Source organism: Streptomyces sp. NPDC008121, from assembly GCF_042957155.1.
GTDB lineage: Bacteria > Actinomycetota > Actinomycetes > Streptomycetales > Streptomycetaceae > Streptomyces.
In genome coordinates, this window is the sequence record NZ_JBIBHT010000007.1 from 18,661 (window position 1) to 39,344 (window position 20,684).

The following is a 20,684-nucleotide window of genomic DNA, read 5'->3' on the forward strand; positions in this document are numbered from 1 at the left end:
CCTTCGTTATCTTCGGATGGCGTACGGTCCTCTCGGACAGGACGTCCGCCCACGTCCGTGGCGGACCCCCGACGAGGAAGGGGCCGGGCGATGGTGCGGGCCAGGAGCGAGGAGCGGCGCGCGGACATCGTGCGGGCGGCCCTCGAGGTGATCGCGGAGCGCGGCTACCGCGGCGCCTCGCTGGGCTCCGTCGCCGAGCGGGTCGGCCTGACCCAGCAGGGGCTGCTGCACTACTTCCCGACGAAGGAGGCCCTGCTCGTCGCGGTCCTGGAGGAGCGCGACCGGTGGGACACCAGCGGCGGCCGGGACCGCGAGGGCTGGCGGATCGACCTGCTCGACTCGCTGGTGGAGTACAACGCGATGCGCCCCGGGATCGTGCAGACCTTCTCCGCCCTGCTCGGCGAGAGCGTGACCGACGGCCACCCGGCGCGGGAGTTCTTCACCGAGCGGTACGCCCAGGTCCGCGGGGAGATGGCGAAGGTCCTGCGCCTGGAGTTCGGCGAGCGGCTGCCCGGCGGCCTGACCCCGGAGCGCGCCGCGCCGCTGCTCACGGCGGTGATGGACGGCCTCCAGTACCAGTGGCTGCTCGACCCGGGCTCGGTGGACATGCCGGGGGCCTTCCGCGACTTCCTGACGCTGCTGCGCGGGGACGGGGAGACGGACGGGGCCTGACGGCCGGGAGGGGGACACCGGGGCGGCCGGGCGGGCTGTTTCCGGACGCCCGGCGCGTGGGGCGGCCGGGGCAAGCGGATGCGCCGTAGCGGGAGTTGCGGGTGGGGCGGGATACTTCCCGGGCCCGCCACCGGCCCCGTAAGGAAGGCTCGACCGTGCCCCGGATACGCACCGCCCCGCTCGGACTCGCCCTCGTCGCCACCGCCCTCGCCCTCGTCCCACCACCGGCCTCGGCCGTCCCGAGCGGCGGCGCGGGCGGCGGGGCCGCCGTCGGTGCCGGGGACGGCGTCCGGGCCGGCACGGTCGAGGAGGCCAGGCTGGACCGGGCGGTGCCCCAGGAGATCCTGCGCCGCAGCGGCTTCGACACCGTGGCGGCCGGCTTCGGCCGCGCCCTGGCGGCCGCCGGCTCCCACCGCGAGGCCGAGCGGACCGTCGACCGGGAGGGCGCGCGTCTGTGGCGGCGCGCGGTCGACCGCGCCCAGGGCCGGGGGCCGGTGCGAGGGGACCTCAGCCGGGACGACGACCGGCCGCTGTACTGGGCGCGGCTCGGCATGACCCGCGAACTGCGCTCCTGGAGCCCGGGGTTCGCCCTCGACGACACCGCGCGGACCCGGCTCCTCGACCGCCTCGAACGCTCCTCGCGCGGCCAGGACTCGATCCTCCACCCCGCCGGCAAGGGCTTCAAGAAGGTCCTGCTGACCGGCTTCGACCCCTTCACGCTCGACCGGGACGTCCGCATCGGCAACCCGTCAGGGGCGACCGCGCTGGCCCTGGACGGCACCTGGATCCGCACGGCGGACGGCGGGCTCGCCCGGGTCGAGACGGCCGTCTTCCCGGTCCGCTGGGCGGACTTCACCGACGGCACGGTCGAGCGGACCCTGCGCGACCGGCTGCCGCACGTGGACCTCTTCACCACCGTGAGCCAGGGCCGGGTCGGCCGCTTCGACCTCGAACGGTTCAACGGCGCCTGGCGGGGCGGCTTCCCGGACAACGAGAACCTCTCCCGTACGGAGACGGTTCCGGTCACCGACCCGGCCGGCCGGCCGCAGTGGACGACGACCACCCTCCCGTACCGCGCGATCGTCGCCGCGGGCACCGGGCCCTTCCCGGTCTACGACAACACGACGGTGACCGAGATCCCCGCCGGGGCGACGGCCCCGGTGACCCGCCCGGAGGGGCCGACGGCCGGCTCCACCGCCCGGGCCGGGGGCGGCGGCGACTACCTCTCCAACGAGATCGCCTACCGCGCCACCCTGCTCCGCGACCGGCTCGGCCTGTCCACGCTGCCCGGCGGCCATGTCCACACCCCTGTCCTCCGGTTCGGCGCGGGCAACACGGACCCGGCGACGGGCGCGGTCACCGACCCCGAGTTCGACCGCGAACGGCTCGCCATCATCGCGCAGGTGCGGGCGATCCTCGCGGTGGCCGCCGGCTCCTCCTGAAGGGTTCCGCCGGGGCCGGGACGGCGGGGATGATGGGCACATGATCATCGCAGCGGCGCAGTTCACCCCGGCCCCCGGGGACATCGAGGCCAACGTCCGGACCATGGCGGCGCTGATCCGGTCGGCCGGCGCCGACGGCGCGCGGCTCGTCGTCTTCCCCGAGCTGGCGCTGACCGGGTACGAGCCGACGCTCGTCCACCGCGACCCGGGGCTCCGGCTCGCCGAGGACGACGAGCGCCTGGCGCCGCTGCGGGAAGCCTGCCGTTCCGTGGCGGCGGCCGCCGTCGTCAACGGCCCGGTGCGGACGCCCGAGGGGCGGCCCGGGGTCACCTCGCTCGTCCTCGGCCCCGACGGCGGCCTGCTCACCCGCTACGACAAGCGGTGGCTGTACGGGGTCGAGCGGGAGGTCTTCTCGGCGGGCGACCGGGACGGCCGGTTCGTCCTCGACGGCGTCCGGTTCGCCCTGGCCACCTGCTACGACAACCGCTTCCCGGAGCTCGCCGAGCGGGCCGCCGCCGACGGCTGCCGGGTCTATCTCGCCAGTTCGGTCCTCACCCTCGACAACGACTCCTTCGAGAAGGTCTATCCCGTACGCGCCCGGGACTTCGGGCTCCACGTGGTGCTGGCGAACGTCCTGGGCCGGAGCGAAGCGGGCGAGTGCGGAGGCGCGAGCGGTGCCTGGGGGCCGGACGGCGAGCGGACCGCGGACGCGGGGACGGCCGACCCGGGGTACGTCCTCGTCGCGGTCGGGGATCACGAGGCCGGGGCTCGATGAGGAGCCGCGGCTGAGCGGCGGCGCGCCAGGCCGGTGGGGCGGCGGCCCTGCGCGGGAGGCGTACGGCGGCTCGCGGGGGCGCGGGGGGCGTTCAGCGGCGCAGGTGCTGCGTCTCCTGAGGCGTACAGCGGCTCGGGGGCTCAGCGGCGCAGGTGCTGCGTCTCCTTACCGCCCGCGGTGGAGGGGTTCCCGGGCGCCGGGACGGCGTCGCCCTCGTCGTCGCGGGCCGCCTCCCCGGTCAGTTCACGGGCCATCAGGGTGGCCCCGGCGACCGCGCCGGGCATCAGGAACACCGCGAGGAAGGGGACGAGGAACGAGAGCGTCAGCGGAACGCCGAAGCCCAGCGTCAGCATCCGGCGCCCGCGCAGCATCCGCAGCCGCTCCTTCTGCTCGACGTTCCGGCGCTGGAGGGCGACCGACGTCAGCTCGTGGGCGAGGAAGAAGCCGGAGACGCAGAAGCCGAGGACCGGCACCACCGTCTGGCCCAGCACCGGGATGAAGCCGGCGGCGAAGAGCAGCACGCCGTAGAGCGCGACCCGGAGCAGGATCCGCACACTGTCGCGCGCCGAGATCCACAGCTCGCGCCAGAGCGGCAGGCCGGACTCGGGGACGTCACCGCCCTCGGTGCGGTCGACCTGCTCGGAGAGCGACTCGTAGAACGGCTGGCCGACCAGGAGCGTCACCGCGGTGAAGGTGATGACCGCGAGGAAGAGCCCGAAGACGAAGACGAGGGCGGTGAGGAAGCCGCGGACGAGTCCCTGCCAGGGCGAGGTCCAGTCGTCGGCGAACGGGGTGGCCCAGGCCGCCAGGCCGTCGGCGCCGTAGCCGAGACCGATGAGGGCGCCGACGTACAGCACGAGGGTGACGAGCCCCGGCAGCAGGCCGAACCCGAGCCATCGCCCGTGCCGGCCGACCCACTTCTGACCTTGCAGCAGATAACCGAATCCGGCCCCGAAATCACGCATGCCGATCACCCTATCGGGCGCGCGCCCGCGGCTTCCTTGACGTCCGGTCCACGGCGAAGAGAAGAGGCCGCACCCCGGTCGGTCGGGGTGCGGCCTCTCACCAGCTTACGCGCAACTCAGACGGCCAGCTCGACCGTGATGTTGCCGCGGGTGGCCTTGGAGTACGGGCAGACCTGGTGGGCCTTCTCGAGAAGGCTCTTCGCGGTCTCCGCGTCCACGTTCGGGATGGTCGCCGAGATCTTGACGATGATGCCGAAGCCGTCGTCGTTCTTGCCGATGCCGACCTCGGCGGTGACCGTCGAACCCGATATGTCGGCCTTCTCGTTGCGGGCCACGACGCCCAGCGCACCCTGGAAGCAGGCGCTGTAACCGGCGGCGAAGAGCTGCTCGGGGTTGGTGCCGGCGCCGGAGCCGCCCATGGCCTTCGGCGGGTTGACGACGACGTCGAGCTGACCGTCGTCGGTGGCGACACGGCCGTCGCGCCCGTTCTCGGCGGTGGCGACGGCGGTGTACAGGACGTCGGACTGCTGGATGGACATCTGTCTCTTCCTTCTGCTGGTTCGCCGCGACTCGCGCCCACGATCGCGACGGCTGAGGAGAGACTAGCCGGTCACCGAAACGATCATCTTCCCGGTGTTGTCGCCGCGGAGCAGACCGAGGAAGGCCTCCGTGCCGTTCTCGATGCCCTCGACGAAGGTCTCGCGGTACTTCAGCTCGCCGGAGCGCAGCCAGCCGCCGACCTCTCGCACGAACTGTTCCTGCAGGTCGTAGTGGTCGCCGACGAGGACGCCCTGGAGGCGCAGCCGCTTGCCGATGATCATGGCCATGTTGCGCGGTCCCGGCACCGGCTCGGTGTCGTTGTACTGCGCGATCATGCCGCAGATGGTGGCGCGGCCGTGCACGTTGAGCGAGGAGATCGCGGCTTCGAGGTGGTCCCCGCCGACGTTGTCGAAGTAGACGTCGATGCCGTCGGGAGCGGCCTCGCGGAGCTGCTGCTTGACCGGGCCGTTCTTGTAGTTGAAGGCGGCGTCGAAGCCGTACTCCTCGACCAAGAGCTTGACCTTCTCGTCCGAGCCGGCGGAGCCGATGACCCGGGAGGCGCCCCGGAGCCTGGCCATCTGGCCGACCTGGCTGCCGACGGCGCCGGCCGCGCCGGAGACGAAGACGGCGTCGCCCTCCTTGAAGGAGGCGACCTCGAAGAGGCCGGCGTAGGCCGTCAGGCCGGTCATGCCGAGCACGCCGAGGTAGCTGGAGAGGGGGGCGAGGTCCGGGTCGACCTTGGTGGCGTGCTCGGCCGGGACGTCGGCGTACTCGCGCCAGCCGAGACCGTGCAGGACGTGGTCGCCGACGGCGAAGCCCTCGGCGTTCGAGGCGATGACCTCGCCGACCGCGCCGCCGTCCATGGGCTTGTCGAGCCGGAACGGGGGAATGTACGACTTCACGTCGTTCATCCGGCCGCGCATGTACGGGTCGACGGAGAAGTGCAGGTTGCGCACGAGGACGCGGCCTTCGCCGGGCGCACTGACGGGCGCCTCGCGGAGGGCGAAGTCGGCGGGGGTGGGCCAGCCGTGCGGGCGGGCGACGAGGTGCCACTCACGGCTGGACGCGGGAAGTACGGACATCTGCACGGCCTCCTGGGAAAGCTTCACATCGAGAAAACTTCAGGCTGTGGATACTTCACAACCTCAAACAACCATGCTCCTGGATATTTCATGTTGTCAAGTATCTGGGTACGATGAACCCCATGGCCTCACCCACAGATCCCGTGACCCGCGAAGTCGTCGAACTGATCGGCGCGGTCGTCTCGCGGTACTACGCGGAGTACGAGCAGGCGGCCGCGCAGCACTCCCTCACCGGGGCGCAGGCCCGGGTCCTCGGGCTGCTCTCCATGGAGCCCGTGCCGATGCGCAAGATCGCGCAGAAGCTCAGGTGCGAGCCGTCGAACGTCACCGGGATCGTCGACCGGCTGGAGACGCGCGGCCTGGTGGAGCGGCGCCCCGACCCGGCCGACCGCCGGGTCAAGCTCGCGGCGCCCACCCCGGCGGGGCTGGAGACGGCGGGCAGGCTCCGGGACTCGCTGGACTTCGCCCGCGAGCCGCTCGGACAGCTCACCGAGGTCGAGCGCACCCTGCTGCGGGACCTGCTGAAGCGGATGCTGGGCCAGGAAGCGGAGTAGGCCCGCGGCCGGACGCGGCCGGGCCGGTCGGCGGCCGTCAGGGGCGCGAGCGGCCCGTCCGCACGGACACCGGGCCGCCCTTCACCAGCACCAGAAGAGGACGCAGGTCGTCTTGCTGGGAGCCGGGGGCGGTGGAGGCGGAGCGGGCGTCGTCGGCGCGCCGGGTCCCGGAGGCCCGGTCGGCGTGGTGCCGGGGGTGGGCGTGCTCTCCCCCGGAGAGGGCTCCCCCGCCGGGGGTGACGCGGACGGCGGGGCGGACGGCGGGGCGTCGCCCGGCGGTCCCGCCGGGTCCCCGCCGGAGCCCTGCGTGTCGCCGCCCGAGCCCCCGGCGCCCGCGCCGTCGCCACCGGAACCGCCGGAACCTCCCGAGGCGCCACCGGAGTAGCCGCCGGACGAACCGTCCGGGGACGGCTCCCGCGAAGCCGTCGCGGAGACCGAGGCGGGCACGTCGACCGCGCTCGGCCCGTCCGAGGGGTCCGCGCTCCGCGAGGGCAGCGGAGGCAGCGAGGCCTCGACGACGTCTTCCTCCTCCACGGCGACGGCGGCGCCGCCCTCACCGGGCGGCTCCAGGGCCAGCTTCGCCAGGCTCAGCGTTCCCGCCGCCAGGACGATCCCGAGGGTGCCCACCAGGACGTTGCGCCCCTTGCGGCCGCGCGCCCGCCGGCCCTTGCGCGAGGCGCCCCGCCCGGGCGCGCCGGGAGCCGCCCCGGCACCCCGGCGCGCGCCCCGACGGCCCGAGGGCCCGGGGCGTGGCGGCTCGACCACGTCCAGTTCGTAGACGTGCTCCCCCTCGGGGGCAGGCTCGGCGACACGGTCCGGCGACTCGGCGGCACCCGGCTGCGGCTCGACGGTCCGGTACGACGCCTCGGCGGTCCCGTACGGCGCCTCGGCAGGGCGGTACGGCGACTCGGCGGCGCGGTACGGATCCTCGGGCGCGTACCCGGCCGCGCCGTACGCGGCCTCGGCACCGGTCCCGTACCCGGCCGCGCCGTAGGGAGCCCCGGCCGCGCGCCCCGGGAGGGGCTGTCCGGCGTCGGGCGCGTACCCGGTGGCGCGCTGCTCGGGGGCGCGGGGAGTGTCGTACCGCAGCTCCTCGACGGGGGTCCCGCACCCGGCACAGGCGAGGGCGCCGTTGAGATGCCGTCGGCACCGGTGGCAGTAGTCCATGGCGCCCGCAGGCTATGCGCACCCCGCACCACGCAGGTAGCCATGGACGTGAGGATCTTGTGTGGAAACCCCAGGTCCACGGCGTGCCGTCACCAATCTCCCGCTTCGGGCAGGATGGGCACATGCAGCCGTCCGCACCGACCGGGCCCTTCGGACCGCGCGAGTTCCAGCTCGTCCTGCTGCGCCGGATGGCCGACCACCAGCCGGACCTGGCCGAGGAAGCGCGGCTCGCCCTCGGCGCGAGCCGGACCGAGATGCGCGAGGCCAACCGGCGCTGGCAGGCCTGGGCCCACGCCCGGCGCGGAGCAGCCGAACTCCACCGCTACCGCTCGGCCCTCGGCGAACCGGAGTCCCGCCGGGTCGTCGGGGAGTACTCCTCCGAGATCCTGCGGTGGCGGCTGCCGCTCTGGCCCGAGCTGCGCTGGGAGGTCATGGCCGGCCCGCTCGGCCGCCGCACGCCGGAGGTGTGGGGCCGGGGCCTGGTCCGCGCGCCTGGCGCGCCCTCCCCCGAGCTGCGTACGGAGGCCGATCTGCGCCCGTGGGGCTGCACCCTGGGCGAGGTCGGGAACGCCTTCCCGCCCGCCCGGGTCCGCGACGGCAGCGCCCCCACGCGGCTGCGGCTCGACTTCACCCTGCCCGACGGCTCACCGCGGTCCGCCGAGTTCACCTGGGGCCTGCTGCAACGCCTCCTCTGACCTGCCCCTCGCGATCCACGGCACGGACGCCGCTCCCCGACCCGGTCCGAGCGACACGACACCCCCTCGAGCGGCCGCACACCCCCGGGCGGCGCAGCCCAGCGCGCGCCGGGCCCGCCGGAAACGCACGATGCGAACAGGACGCCGAAGCACCATCGCGTAGCACCTCGCCCCGTGCCAGCACCGCACTCCGGAGGATCTGCCGTGACCGTCAGCCTTGACCAGCTGCGCCGTTGCCATGTCGCCGTCGACCTGGGGGCGGCCCGTACCCGGGTCTTCGTCAAGGGCGCCGGCCTCGTCGTCGACGAGCCCAGCGTCGCCGCCGTGAACACCCGTACCGGCGCGCTGATCGCCGTCGGCGCGCTGGCCGAGAAGATGACCGGCCGCACACCCGACTACATCCGGGTCGTACGGCCCGTCTCCGGCGGCACCGTCGTCGACATCGACATGGCCCAGCGGATGCTGCGCCACCTCCTCGGCGAGAAGCTCCGCCGCCAGCTGCGCCGCAAGCCCCGGCTGCGCGCCGCCGCCTGCACCCCGCACGACAGCGACCCGCTCGCCCAGCGCGCGGCCGTGGAGACCCTGGTCGGCCTGGGGGCGCGCCGGGTGGAGCTGGTCGACACGCTGATCGCTGCGGCCGTGGGGTGCGGGCTCCCCGTCGAGCAGCCCACCGCCACCATGATCATGGTGTGCGGCGCGGCGACCACCCAGGTCGCGGTGCTCTCGCTGGGCTCGATCGTGACGGCCCAGCGCATCCCGGTCGGCGGCGACGCGATCGACCACGCCGTCATCCAGCACCTGCGCCACCAGCACGAGCTGATGCTGCCGAGCCAGTCCGTCCGGCCGCTGCAGCTCGCCCTCCGGGGCAACGGCCTGACCCTCCAGGGCCCGACCTCCACCGAGATCCACGGACGGGACGTGGCCACCGGCCTGGCCCGCTCGGTGACGGTCGACACCGCCGCCGTGCGGGACGCCATCCACACCCCGCTGACCGCCGTCCTCGACGGCATCGGCAAGATCCTGCGCGAGTGCCCGCCCGACCTGGTGGCCGACCTCGCCGAGCGCGGCATCATGATGGTCGGCGGCAGCGCGCTGCTCCCCGGCCTCGACGAGATGCTGCGCGAGGCGACGGGCATGCCGGTGCACATCGCCGAGCGGCCCGACGTGTGCGCGATCCTCGGGCTCGGCGCGATGCTGGAGGGCAAGATCCAGCCCATGGTCCTGGACGCGGACCCGCTGGTCGAGGCGGGCGTGGAGTGACCGACCCGGCCGCCCGTCTCCTCTCGCCCGTACGACAATGAACCCATGCCGATCATGGACGCGGACGAACCGGCCGAACCGGCCCCCCGCCTGCCGGCCCTGCTGGAAGCGGTCCTCAGCGTCGGCAGCGACCTCGAACTGCGGGCCACGCTCCAGCACATCGTGGACTCCGCGGCCGAGCTGACGGGGGCGCGCTACGGTGCGCTCGGGGTGGTCGACCCCGAGCGCCACCGGGTCACCGAGTTGTTCACGACCGGGCTGACGGAGGCCGAGCGGGAGCGCATCGGCCGCCTCCCCGACGGCCACTCCGGCGTCATCGGCCTGCTGCTGGAGGACCCGCGGCCGCTGCGGCTCGACGATCTGACGAGCCATCCGCGCTCCAGTGGGGTCCCGGAGGGGCACCCCGCGATGCGTTCCTTCCTCGGTGCCCCGATCCGGGTGCACACCGAGGTGTTCGGCGATCTCTACCTGACCGAGAAGCGGGGCGGCCCCTTCACCGACGAGGACCTGGCGCTGCTGCGGGTCCTCGCCTCGCAGGCGGGGATCGCGATCGGCAACGCCCGGCTGTACGAGACCGCCCGGCAGCGCGAACGCTGGATCGAGGGCGCGGCGGCGGTGACGACGGCCCTGCTCACCGGCGAGCCGGCCGAAGGCGCGCTGCGGACGGTCGCCGAGCAGGCGCGGCTGCTCGCGGACGCCTCCGCCGGGGTCGTCCTGCAGCCGACCGAGGAGGGCGGCATGGAGATCGTGGCGGCCTCGACGGTCGGCGACCCCGGTGATCTGGTCGGGACGACGATCGCGCCGGGGTCCGACGTCCTCGCGCAGCTGCTCGGCGGCGAGCCGGTGTTCGTGGAGGACTCGGCGACCGATCCGCGGATGACGACGCACGTACGGTCGCGGTACGGCCCCTCGATGATGCTGCCGCTGCAGAGCGGCGGGCAGCTCATCGGCACCCTCGCCCTGCCCCGGCGGCGCGGGGGGCGGCCGTACACGGCGGTGGACCGGCTGCTGGCCTCGCAGTTCGCCTCCCAGGCGGCGCTGGCGCTGGTCCTCGCGGACGCGCGGCACAACAGGGAACGGCTGGCGGTGTACGAGGACCGCGACCGGATCGCACGCGACCTGCACGACCTCGTCGTCCAGCGGCTCTTCGCCACCGAGATGATGCTGGAGTCGACCCGGCGGCGGGCGGCGGAGTCCTCCGCCGAGAACACGCTGCTCGGGCGGGCGGTGGACGAGCTGGACTCCACGATCCAGGAGGTGCGGACGGCCATCTTCGCGCTCCAGCAGCCCCCGGCGGACGCGCCGACCTCCTTCCGGGGGCGGGTGCTGCGGGAGACGGGCGGCGCGGCCGTCCTGTTGGGGTTCCCGCCCTCGGTCCACTTCTCGGGGGCCGTCGACACCCTCATCGGCGAGGCGGACGCGGACCGGCTCCTCGCCGCCCTGCGCGGGGCGCTTGCGGCGGCCCACCGCCGTCCGGGCGTCACCGCGATCACGGTCGGGGTGTCGGCGCCGCCGGACGGACCGCGGCTGACGGTGACGGACGACGCGGAACCGCCGACGACGGTGACCTGGCCGTGACCCGGCGCCCGGCCCCTCCCCCGGCCCCACCGCCCTAGGTCCTGTCCGTGAAGTCCCGCCCGGCCCTAGGCTTCCCCGCCCCTCCCCCGGCCGCCCGGCCTTAGGCTTCCCGCCCCTCCCCGACCGCCCCCCGGACGGCGCAGTTCCGCGCGACCCGCGCAGGGAGCCGACCTTGACTGGTGGGGTGGACACCGACGCGAAGCCCTCCCCGGCCGCCTACCGCAACCTGGCGCTGGCCACCCTCGGTTTCACGCTCACCTTCTGGGCGTGGGACCTGATCGCCCCGCTCGGCAGCTGGTACGGCGACCGGCTCGCCCTGAGCTCCTTCCAGCAGTCGCTGCTGGTCGCCGTCCCCGTGCTGGTCGGCTCGCTCGGCCGGATCCCGGTCGGCGCGCTCACCGACAAGTACGGCGCGAAGGTGATGTTCCCGCTCGTCTCGGCGTTCACCATCGTGCCCGTGCTGCTGCTGATCCCGGCGAAGCACTCGTACGGCGCGATGCTCGCCGTCGGTTTCCTCCTCGGTCTTGGCGGCACGACGTTCGCCATCGGCATCCCGCTCGTCAACTCCTGGTTCCCGCCGGCCAAGCGGGGGTTCGCCCTCGGCGTCTTCGGCATGGGCATGGGCGGGGTGGCGCTCTCCGGTTACTTCACCCCGCGCATCGCCGAGCACGGCGAGGACCTGCCGTTCCTGGTCGTCGCGGTCGCCCTCGCCGCCTACGCCGTCCTCGCGTTCCTCCTCATCACCGACCGCCCCGACCGGCCGGTCCCCACCGCCTCCCTCGGCGCCCGGCTGGGCAAGGCGGGGCGGCTGCGGGTGACGTGGGAGCTGTCGGCGCTGTACGCGATCGGCTTCGGTGGGATCGTCGCGTTCGGCGTCTACCTCCCCACGTACCTGAAGACCTGGTACGCGCTCGACCCGACCGACGCCGGTACCAAGGCGGCCGGGTTCGCCCTGGTGACGGTCGTCTTCCGGCCGATCGGCGGCTGGCTCTCCGACCGGGTCCACCCGGCCCTCGTCACCGCGGGCGCGCTCGGCTTCGTCGCCCTCCTCGCGATCGTCCAGGCGTTCGACCCGGCGCTGGATCCGGGCGGCACGATCGCCCTGCTGTGCATGGCCGCCGGGCTCGGCACCGCCAGCGGATCGGTCTTCGCGCTGGTCTCCCAGGTCACCCCCCAGCCACAGGTCGGCAGCGTCACCGGCATCGTCGGCGCGATGGGCGGACTCGGCGGCTTCGTGCCGCCGCTGGTGATGGGCGCGATCTACAGCGCCAAGGACTCGTACTCCATCGGCTTCATGCTCCTCTCCGACCTGGCGCTCGCGGGCTGCGTCTACGCGTACGGCCGGATGCGGACGATCCGCCCCACCGGGGAGGACAGCGGCTCCCCGGAGGTGAGCAAGGTCGCAGCGCGCCCCTCCTGATACCGGAGAAGAATGCCTCTCGCATCCCCTACGCGAGGAGGACGACCGTTGAGCGCGCTCTTCCCGGCCCTGTGGGCCGACCCGGACCGGCCCGCACTCCGCTTCGGCGCGGACGCCCTGACCTACGGGGAACTGGCCGGGGCCGCCGGGGCCCTGGCCGCACGGATCGGGGGCGCGGGACGCGTCGCGGTCTGGGCCACGCCCACCGCCCGGACGACGGTCGCCGTGGTCGCCGCGCTGCTGGCCGGCATACCGGCGATCCCGGTCAACCCGCGCACCGGGGAGCGGGAGCTGGCGCACATCCTCGGCGACAGCGCTCCGAGCATGGTCCTGGCGGGGCCGGAGGACGTCCTGCCGGCGGCGTTCGCCGAACTGCCCCGCATCGACGTCGAGACGCAGGCCGCCCACCTCGGCCCGGTCCCGGCGGCCTTCGCCCACGGCGGCGTGCCGGACGACTCCGAGGCGCCCGCCCTGATCGTCTACACCTCCGGCACCACCGGCCCGCCCAAGGGCGTGGTCCTCTCCCACCGCGCGATCGCCGCCTCCCTGGACGCCCTGGAGGAGGCGTGGGCGTGGACGGCGGACGACGTGCTCGTCCACGCGCTGCCGCTCTTCCACGTCCACGGGCTGATCCTGGGGATCCTCGGCCCGCTGCGGCGCGGCGGGTCGGTGCGCCACCTCGGCGGCTTCTCCGTCGAGGGCGTAGCGCGGGAGCTGGGTGCGGGCGGCACGATGCTGTTCGGGGTGCCGACGATGTACCACCGGCTCGCGGACGCGGTCGGCTCCGACCCGGCCCTGGTACGGGCCCTGGCGGGGGCGCGGCTGCTGGTGTCGGGCTCGGCGGCGCTCCCCCTCCACGACCACGAGCGGCTCACGGCGGCGACGGGCCGTCAGGTCGTCGAGCGGTACGGGATGACCGAGACGCTCATGCTGACGAGCGTGCGCGTCGGCTCCGGCCCGCGGCCCGGCTCGGTGGGCCTGCCGCTGCGGGGCGTGGACCTGCGGCTGGTGGAGGAGGACGGGAAGGAGATCGGGGCGTCCGACGGGGAGAGCGTCGGCGAGATCCAGGTCCGCGGCCCGAACCTCTTCAGCGCGTACCTCAATCGGCCCGACGCGACGGCGGCCGCGTTCGACGGGGAGTGGTTCCGTACCGGCGACATGGCGGTCCGGGACGCGGACGGTTCCCTACGGATCGTGGGCCGCAAGGCGACCGACCTGATCAAGAGCGGCGGCTACAAGATCGGCGCGGGCGAGATCGAGAACGCGCTCCTCGACCACCCGGAGGTCCGCGAGGCGGCGGTGACCGGCGAACCGGACGCGGACCTGGGCGAACGGATCGTGGCCTGGATCGTCCCCGCCGACCCGGACGGGCCCCCGGCGGCCGCCGACCTGACCGCGCACGTGGCGGCGCTCCTCGCCCCGCACAAACGCCCACGGACGGTGCGCTTCCTGCCGGCCCTTCCGCGCAACGACATGGGCAAGGTCCTGAAGAAGGCGCTGCCGGGGGCGGCGACGCCCGATGCGTGAGCGACCGACGGCGCGCGAGGTGATCGCGCTGGTGACGGACGACTTCGCGGCGGCGGCCGGCCCGGGAGCCTCGGGAGTGGGAGCCGCTCCGGCCGCCGGGCCGGACGGGCCGCTCGGCTGGGCGGGTTACGGCTCCGCGCGGGCGCGGGCCCGCGAGCGGACCGGCGAGGAGGAGTCCGTCCTCCACGGCACGGCGACGGTCGGGGGCCGGCCCGTCGTCCTGGTGGCCTTCGAGTTCGGCTTCCTGGGCGGATCGCTCGGGCGGGCTGCCGGTGACCGGCTGGTCGCCGCCTACGACCTGGCGCGGGAGCGGCGGGTCCCCATGGTGTCGCTGGTCGCGACCGGCGGCAGCCGGATGCAGGAGGGCATGGTCGCCCTCACCCAGCTCCAGCGGGTCGCGGCGGCGACGGTCCGGCTGCGCGCCTCCGGCGTCCCCCATGTGGCGGTGCTCCGCGACCCGTCCACGGGCGGCGGCTGGGCCACCGTCGGCGCGGGGGCGGACGTCGTCCTCGCGCTTCCCGCCGCCCAGGTGGCCTTCGCGGGCTCCCGGGTCCGCCCGCCGGACGCCGACCCGGCGGCCACCACCGCCGAGGGCCAGTGGAGCAGCGGTCATGTGGACGCGGTCGTCCCGCCGCGGGAGCTGCGGGAGACCCTGGCCCGGTGGGTACGCCTGCTGAGCGGCGCGCCCGGTCCCGCGCCGGAGCCCGCGCCGGTCCCCCGCGCGCTGGTGGCGGTCGGCCCGCCCGGGACGGGATGGGTCGCCGTCGGCCGGGCCCGCGATCCGCGCCGGCCGCGGGCCGGGGCCTATCTGGACGCCTACTTCGACGAGCGGGCGACCGTGCGCGGCGATCGGGCCGGCGGGGTGGACCCCGGGATGGAGTGCGGTTTCGGACTCCGCGCCGGGCGGGTCGTGGCGTACGCCGCGCAGGACGGCTCCGCGACCCGGCCCGCGGGGTTCCGGACGGCGGCCCGTCTCGTCCGCCTCGCCGACCGGCTGGGGTTCCCCGTGCTGACCCTGATCGACACCCCGGGCGCGGCCAACGACGCGGAGGCGGAGCGGGCGGGCGCGGGGCCGGCCATCGCGGAGGCGTTCGCCGCGATCGCCGGAGCCCGGGTGCCGGTGACCTCGCTCCTGATCGGCGAGGGCGGCTCCGGCGGGGCGCTCGCCCTGGCCGCCGCCGGTTCGACCTGGGCCACGCCCGACAGCTACTTCTCCGTCATCGCGCCCGAACTCGCCGCGGCGATCCTCAAACGGCCGCCCGACCGGACCCCCGCCACCGCCGACCAACTGCGCCTGCGCCCCCAGGACCTCGTGGACCTGGGCGTGGTGCGCGGAATCGTCACCCCCGGCGACGACTGACGATCGGCGACGCCTGACGCTCGGGGACGACTGACGCTCGGGGACGACTGACGCTCGGCGGCGCCGGACGCCCCGTGGCGCCTGACGTCCCGTCACGGAAGGGCCCGGTACGGCGGCGCGCCGTACCGGGCCCTTCCGGATCGGTGGGTCGGTCTACCTCACCCCCACCGCCCGGATGATCTCCTGCTTCACCGAGCCGCCGCGGTCGTCGCTCGCGCCGGCGCGCAGCGACACGGACGCCGCCGCGTGCGGGACCCGCACGTCACCGGCCCAGCCGCCCCGCACCGAGGGCTTCAGCGCGACCTTCGACCAGGTCGTGCCCTCGTCGTACGAGACCTCCAGCGTCCCGCCGCCGATCCGGCCGGTGTCCGCCGCGCCCTCGACGTACTCGGCGAAGATCCGCACCGGCAGCCGCTGCCCGGCGCGCACGTCGCCCTTCAGATCGGTGTCCACGTCGAAGCCGAGGTTGATCAGCGGCAGGTACGTCCTCCGGTCGGCCGGGGTCTCAGCGGAGCGGAAGGTCCACTCGGCGTGGCCGCGCGTGGAGAGCCGCCAGCGCGCCGGGTCGAGCGTGGTGTCGGTGACGACCTTGTACTCCGCCTCCTCGGCGGGGGCGTCCCAGGCGTACGCGGCGGAGCTGGTCTTGCGATCGACGCGTACGCCGTCGACGTACACCTCGGTGAACTGGGTCATCGAGTCGTCGCTCCACACGTTGCCGAAGCCGGTGTGGTCGGGGCCGGAGTCGCCCCAGCCGGGGGTGTTGAAGCTCAGGGAGTTCCCGGTGCGCTCCTGGCCCCAGCCGAGCCCGGTGCCGAGCCAGGGGTGCCAGACCGGCGCGAACCAGTCGAGGGTCCGGTGGCTGCCGCCCCGGTAGGAGTTGACGCCGCCGCGCTGCTCCAGCGCGTCCCCCAGGTCGACCGACTCGTGCCAGCCCTGCCCGGTGCCGGTGGAGACGTACTCGGTGCGCTCCACCGGGAAGGCGATCCACTCCTTGAACCCGAAGCCGATCGGGAAGGTGTCGGTGATCGAGTAGCGGAACTCGCCGCCGAGCTCCTTGCGGCCCGTGGGCATGTGGAAGGAGGAGCGGACGGTGGCCAGTTCGTGCCTGCCGGGCCGGAAGACGAGGTCCGTGCCGATCGCGCCCGGGTGCCCCTCGGAGAGGTCGTAGGTGAACGGGGTGTAGCGGGTGCCGGTCAGGTCGACGCGCGTGCCGCGCTTCGCCGCCTGCGCGAGCCGTGCGGCGTCGGCGGAGTTGACGGTGGAGACGGGCAGCGGCCGGTCCTGGTAGTCCTCCGTGCCGAACCAGGACATCAGCCGGCCGGGCTCGTCGTCGGTGACGAAGAGCGCCGCGACGCCCGCGTCCTGCGCGTCCTGCGCCATCCGCGCGGTGTCGGCGCCGGGCGCGCGGCGGACGAGGACGGCCTTGCCGCGGGCGTTCCTCCCGGCGTACTCGGCGGCGGTGCCGGTGCCCGCGTCGACGACGCCGAGGCGGTGGCGGCCTTCGAGGAGGGCGGATCCGGCCTGCGGGGTGGCGTCGGAGAGCCGCTGCCCGTCGGTGCTCGCCTCCAGGAGCGGCTTGCCGAGCCGCCACACCGTGCGGTACTCGAAGGTGCCGGTGGCGGGCTTGCGGGTGGGGGCGGCGAAGATGGAGTCGTACTTCGGCGGCACCTGGACGGCCCCGCCGTAGGAGACACCGCCCGCGTCCCGGTCGAACTCCATGAGGAGCTGGCGGGTCTCGGTCCGCTGCTCGACCTCGGCTCGGATCTCGCGCAACCGCCGTCCGTCGAGGGTGATCTCGCGGTCCCGGTCGAGGACGATCTCCGGCTCGGTGAGGAAGCCGAGGCCGAGGGAGTCCTCGCCCTTGCTGCCCCGGACGTCGAGGAAGGTGTCGACGGTGTACGTGCCGGGCTGCAGGCGCAGCCGAAGCGTGCCGGACTCGCCGACCGTCTCCGGGAACGGGTCGTGGCCCTCGGCGAGCCGCTGGACGCCCAGGTGGGCGGGGGCCGGGGCGCCCGCGCGGTCCTTGACGTGGACGGTGAGGGTGTGGCGCTCCCCCTCCTTGACCATGCCGACCGCGGTGTGCGCGAGGATCGCTTCGCCGGCGGAGGCGGTGATCCGGCCGAAGGACTGGCCGACGGGGGCCTTGGTGCCGTCGCCGGTGACGGTGGTCGCCGCGGTGCCGTGGGCGGGCACGGTGAGCGTGGTGTCGGCGAGGGTGGCGACGCCCGCCGGGACGCCCTCGACGGCGAGGCTCAACTCGACCGGTGAGGCGGTGTGGTTGGTGTAGGTGACGGTGCGGGTGACCGGCTCGTTCTCCTCGTACGGCCAGGAGACGAAGCCGAGGTCGGCGGAGCCGGTCGCGGTGACCTGCGCGGCGACGGCGGCGCCGACGTCGACCCGGCCGGCGCCGAGGGCGTACGGGGAGTCGGCGAGCGGCTTCGACGAGGACATCAGGGCGTTCTTGAGCTGCGCGCCGGTCCAGTCGGGGTGCTGCTCGGCGAGCAGGGCGGCGACGCCCGCGACGTGCGGGGTGGCCATCGACGTCCCGCTCATGGCGGTGTAGAGGCCGCTGCCCTCGGCGAGTTGGGAGCGGGCGGCGAGGATCTCCACGCCGGGCGCGGAGAGGTCGGGCTTGAGGGCCTGGTCGCCGTGGCGGGGGCCCTGGCTGGTGAAGGAGGCCGGGGCGTCGGCGGAGTCGACGGCGCCGATGGTGAGCGCGGAGCCGGCGGCGCCGGGCGAGCCGATGGAGCCGGGGGCGCCGCTGTTGCCGGCGGCGATGACGAAGAGCGCGCCGGTCTCGGCGGAGAGCGCGTCGACGGCCTGGGCCATCGGGTCGGTGCCGTCGCTCGGCTCGGGCGAACCGAGGCTCATCGAGACGACCTTGGCGTCGATGTCCCGGGCGGCCCACTCCATGCCGGCGATGATCTGCGACTCGGTGCCGGAGCCCTCGTCGCTGAGGACCTTGCCGACGGCGAGGGTCGCGCCGGGGGCGACGCCCTTCTCCTTGCCGTCCGAACCGGCGCCGCTGCCGCCGACGGTGGAGGTGACGTGGGTGCCGTGGCCGTCGCGGTCGGCGACCTCCTGGCCCTCGATGAAGGAGGCGGACTCGGCGACCCGGCCGACGAGGTCGGGGTGGGTCAGGTCGGCGCCGGTGTCGAGGACCGCGACCTTGACGCCCTTGCCGGTGTAGCCGGCGTCCCAGGCCCGGGCGGTGCCGATCTGGGCGTTGGAATCGGCCATGGCCGCCTCGACCCGTCCGTCGAGCCAGACCCTGCCGAGGCCGGCGGAGCGGGCGCCGGGGCCGGTGAAGCCGCGCCAGAAAGCGGCCGGGTCCTTCGCCTCGACCGCGGCGCCGCCGATGCTGGGCAGGGCGCGGACGGTCTCGGTGCCGCGCGGGGTGGCCGCGCGGGCGCCCTTGCCGTACGTGACGATCAGCGGAAGGGCGTCGGTGACGCCCTGTTCGACGAGGCCGCTGACGTCGAAGAGCCGCGGGTCGAGGACGCCGGAGTCGAGGTAGGGGCGGGCCTCGTCGGGGACGACGGTGACCCGGCCGTCGGTGATCCGGCTGCGGACGGCCCCGGTGGCGCCCTTGGCGCGTTCGACGGTGACCGTCTTCTCGCCGGCGCCGAGGTCGGTGACGGTGACGCGGTCGCCGGTGACGAGGGTGACGGTGGTGCTGCCGCCGCGGGAGGGGGCGAAGGTGTCCGGCACGGGGGCGGCGGCGTTCCCGGCGGCGGCGGTCTGCCCGGCCGAGAGCATCACGAGGGAGAGGCCGGCGGCGAGCAGCCCCGCTCTCCCTCTGGCGGATGATCTGGTCATCGACGCAACTCCTCGCACACCCGGGGGAAGGGGTGGTTCCGGGTGGTGCGACGAGTCTCGGGCGTACGGCGGTGGTTGGGCCCCGAGCCGCCTGGCGACTATGCGCCGTGGCGGTCAACCGCCAGGTCAGGCCGTGGGATTGCGGGCGTCATACCGGCGGAATCCCCGCCCGTACAGGGCAAGCACGGCAACCGCGAGAACGCAGGCGATACCCCCACCGGTGATCGCGACGGCGGGTGAGGTAAGGTCGGCGACCGACCCGGCGAGGAAGTCGCCGAGCCGCGGCCCGCCCGCCACGACGACGATGAAGACGCCCTGGAGCCGGCCGCGCATCTCGTCCGGGGCGGCGACCTGCATCATCGTGTTGCGGAAGATCATGGAGACGGTGTCGGAGTATCCGGCGAGGGCGAGGAGGAGCAGCCCGAGCCAGAGGTTCCGGGTGAGTCCGAAGACGGCGATGGCGGTGCCCCAGCAGGCGACGGCGAGCAGGATGGCCTGGCCGTGGTGGTGGATGCGGCCCTGCCAGCCGGAGAGGACGCCGCCGAGGAGCGCGCCGGCCGCGGGGGCGGCGGCGAGCAGGCCGGTGGTGCGGGCGTCGCCGTCGTACCAGAGGACGGCGACGACGGGGAACAGCGCGCGGGGGTGGGCGAGGATCATCGCGCAGAAGTCGGAGAAGAACGTCATCCGCAGATTGGGGCGGGTGGCGAGGAAGCGCAGCCCGTCGAGGACGGAGGCCCGCTTGGCGCCGGTCCGTTCGGGGAGCATGGGAGGCAGCCGCCACATCGCGTAGAGGGCGGCGGAGAAGGCGACGGCGTCGACGAGGTACGCGGTCTGGAAGCCGCCGACGCCGACGAGGAGACCGCCGAGGCTCGGGCCGACGAGCGTGCCGAACGTCATCGTCATGGAGTTGAGCGCGTTGGCCGCGCGCAGCTGATCGGGCGGCAGGAGCCGGGGGATCATCGAGGTGCGGGCGGGCGAGTTGAGCGCGGCGCAGACGGACTGCAGGGCGACGACGGCGTACAGGAAGAGGACGTCGTGGAAGCCGGCGAAGGCGGCGGTGGCGAGCGCGGCGGAGAGCGCGGCGGAGCCGGTGGCGCTGAACAGGCCGAGCCTGCGGCGGTCGACGGTGTCGGCGACGGCGCCGCCGTACAGCCCGAAGACGACCAGCGGGACGAGGGAGCAGAGGCCCACGAGTCCGACGGAGAACGGCGAGCGGGTGATCTCGTAGACCTGGAGCGAGACCGCGAGGGCGGTCATGCCCTGGCCGACCCAGGAGATGGTGTTGCCGAACCAGAGGCGGCGGTAGTGCACGGAGGTACGCAGCGGGGTGAGGTCCGCGAGGACCCGGCGGCGGTCCTCCTGCCCGGTGGCGCTCACGCGACGTCGTAGCGCAGCTCGGGGCGGGCCCAGTGGATCGAGCCGGCGGGCGGGACCGTGCCGGTGCGGCGGGCGCCGGTACGGAGGTAGAAGTCCTCGGCGGGCGGGTGCGCGACCACCCGCACGGAGGCGAGCCCGGCGGCGCCGGCCTGCGCGGTCATGTGCTCCATCAGCATCCGCCCGATGCCGAGGCCCTGCGCCTCGTCGGCGACGAAGGCGAGATCGAGCTCGGCCTCGTCGAGGAGGAGGGCGTAGAACCCGACGATCCGCTGCCGGTCGTCGACGGCGACGAAGACGGGGTGGTGCTCGATGTACGACCCTCCGACGACATAGCCGTCGACCATGGCGGCGTAGCCGTCGCGGTAGGCGCGCGAGGTGCGGACGAGGCGGGTGAGCCGCTTGGAATCGTCGGCGGTGGCGCGGCGGAGGGTGACGGAGGGCATGGAGGGAG

General features: G+C 74.6%; 17 protein-coding genes. 10 read left to right on the forward strand and 7 right to left on the reverse strand.

The genetic code is table 11. The features are described from left to right. The first annotated feature begins 90 nt into the window (after window positions 1-90). From ACFZBD_RS22785 to ACFZBD_RS22795, 3 genes are all read left to right on the forward strand, one after another. Complete coding sequence (locus tag ACFZBD_RS22785; protein ID WP_391142288.1) at window positions 91-672, forward strand: TetR family transcriptional regulator; 582 nt, start codon at window positions 91-93, stop codon at window positions 670-672. Between the two features lie 155 nt (window positions 673-827). Beyond that, a complete protein-coding gene (locus tag ACFZBD_RS22790) occupies window positions 828-2,114 on the forward strand; it encodes a pyroglutamyl peptidase (RefSeq protein WP_391142291.1) in 1,287 nt (428 codons plus the stop codon). Window positions 2,115-2,154: 40 nt separating this feature from the next. Further along, entirely contained in the window at window positions 2,155-2,889 is a 735-nt protein-coding gene (locus ACFZBD_RS22795) for a nitrilase-related carbon-nitrogen hydrolase (protein ID WP_391142293.1), read from the forward strand. Between the two features lie 140 nt (window positions 2,890-3,029). Here ACFZBD_RS22795 and ACFZBD_RS22800 read toward each other — a convergent pair whose 3' ends face one another. The 3 genes from ACFZBD_RS22800 to ACFZBD_RS22810 all read right to left on the reverse strand — a co-directional run bounded on the left by ACFZBD_RS22800 (window position 3,030) and on the right by ACFZBD_RS22810 (window position 5,476). Beyond that, window positions 3,030-3,854: an EI24 domain-containing protein gene (locus ACFZBD_RS22800; protein WP_391142294.1), complete on the reverse strand. Its 825-nt coding sequence runs from the start codon at window positions 3,852-3,854 to the stop codon at window positions 3,030-3,032. Window positions 3,855-3,970: 116 nt separating this feature from the next. Next, complete coding sequence (locus ACFZBD_RS22805; protein ID WP_391142296.1) at window positions 3,971-4,393, reverse strand: Ohr family peroxiredoxin; 423 nt, start codon at window positions 4,391-4,393, stop codon at window positions 3,971-3,973. A gap of 63 nt (window positions 4,394-4,456) precedes the next feature. Next, window positions 4,457-5,476, reverse strand: a complete 1,020-nt coding sequence (locus ACFZBD_RS22810) for a zinc-binding dehydrogenase (RefSeq protein ID WP_391142298.1) — start codon at window positions 5,474-5,476, stop codon at window positions 4,457-4,459. 122 nt (window positions 5,477-5,598) lie between these two features. Here ACFZBD_RS22810 and ACFZBD_RS22815 point away from each other — a divergent pair, with 122 nt between their 5' ends. Then, entirely contained in the window at window positions 5,599-6,030 is a 432-nt protein-coding gene (locus ACFZBD_RS22815; protein WP_391142300.1) for a MarR family transcriptional regulator, read from the forward strand. Between the two features lie 81 nt (window positions 6,031-6,111). Here the strand turns inward: ACFZBD_RS22815 and ACFZBD_RS22820 are convergent, their stop codons facing one another. Then, complete coding sequence (locus tag ACFZBD_RS22820) at window positions 6,112-7,197, reverse strand: hypothetical protein (protein WP_391142302.1); 1,086 nt, start codon at window positions 7,195-7,197, stop codon at window positions 6,112-6,114. 122 nt (window positions 7,198-7,319) lie between these two features. Between ACFZBD_RS22820 and ACFZBD_RS22825 the strand changes: the two genes are divergently transcribed. From ACFZBD_RS22825 to ACFZBD_RS22850, 6 genes are all read left to right on the forward strand, one after another. Beyond that, a complete protein-coding gene (locus tag ACFZBD_RS22825) occupies window positions 7,320-7,892 on the forward strand; it encodes a hypothetical protein (protein WP_391142305.1) in 573 nt (190 codons plus the stop codon). A 204-nt stretch (window positions 7,893-8,096) separates the two neighbouring features. Further along, window positions 8,097-9,152, forward strand: a complete 1,056-nt coding sequence (locus ACFZBD_RS22830; RefSeq protein ID WP_391142307.1) for a rod shape-determining protein MreB — start codon at window positions 8,097-8,099, stop codon at window positions 9,150-9,152. 45 nt (window positions 9,153-9,197) lie between these two features. Next, complete coding sequence (locus ACFZBD_RS22835; protein WP_391142310.1) at window positions 9,198-10,730, forward strand: GAF domain-containing protein; 1,533 nt, start codon at window positions 9,198-9,200, stop codon at window positions 10,728-10,730. 184 nt (window positions 10,731-10,914) lie between these two features. Continuing rightward, window positions 10,915-12,150, forward strand: a complete 1,236-nt coding sequence (locus ACFZBD_RS22840) for an MFS transporter (protein WP_391142312.1) — start codon at window positions 10,915-10,917, stop codon at window positions 12,148-12,150. Between the two features lie 48 nt (window positions 12,151-12,198). Further along, window positions 12,199-13,677: an AMP-binding protein gene (locus ACFZBD_RS22845; RefSeq protein WP_391142315.1), complete on the forward strand. Its 1,479-nt coding sequence runs from the start codon at window positions 12,199-12,201 to the stop codon at window positions 13,675-13,677. After that, on the forward strand, window positions 13,670-15,037 hold the full coding sequence (locus ACFZBD_RS22850) for a carboxyl transferase domain-containing protein (RefSeq protein ID WP_391142318.1): 1,368 nt from the start codon (window positions 13,670-13,672) through the stop codon (window positions 15,035-15,037). Before ACFZBD_RS22845 ends, ACFZBD_RS22850 begins: the two co-directional genes overlap by 8 nt. Window positions 15,038-15,190: 153 nt before the next feature. Here ACFZBD_RS22850 and ACFZBD_RS22855 read toward each other — a convergent pair whose 3' ends face one another. The 3 genes from ACFZBD_RS22855 to ACFZBD_RS22865 form a co-directional block, all read right to left on the reverse strand. After that, window positions 15,191-18,856, reverse strand: a complete 3,666-nt coding sequence (locus ACFZBD_RS22855) for a S8 family serine peptidase (RefSeq protein ID WP_391142320.1) — start codon at window positions 18,854-18,856, stop codon at window positions 15,191-15,193. Between the two features lie 126 nt (window positions 18,857-18,982). Beyond that, window positions 18,983-20,233 (reverse strand): MFS transporter, encoded by a 1,251-nt coding sequence (locus ACFZBD_RS22860; RefSeq protein WP_391142323.1) that lies wholly within the window; start codon window positions 20,231-20,233, stop codon window positions 18,983-18,985. Beyond that, window positions 20,230-20,676, reverse strand: a complete 447-nt coding sequence (locus ACFZBD_RS22865) for a GNAT family N-acetyltransferase (protein WP_391142327.1) — start codon at window positions 20,674-20,676, stop codon at window positions 20,230-20,232. The genes ACFZBD_RS22860 and ACFZBD_RS22865 overlap by 4 nt, the downstream gene beginning before the upstream one ends. Between the last annotated feature and the right edge of the window lie 8 nt (window positions 20,677-20,684).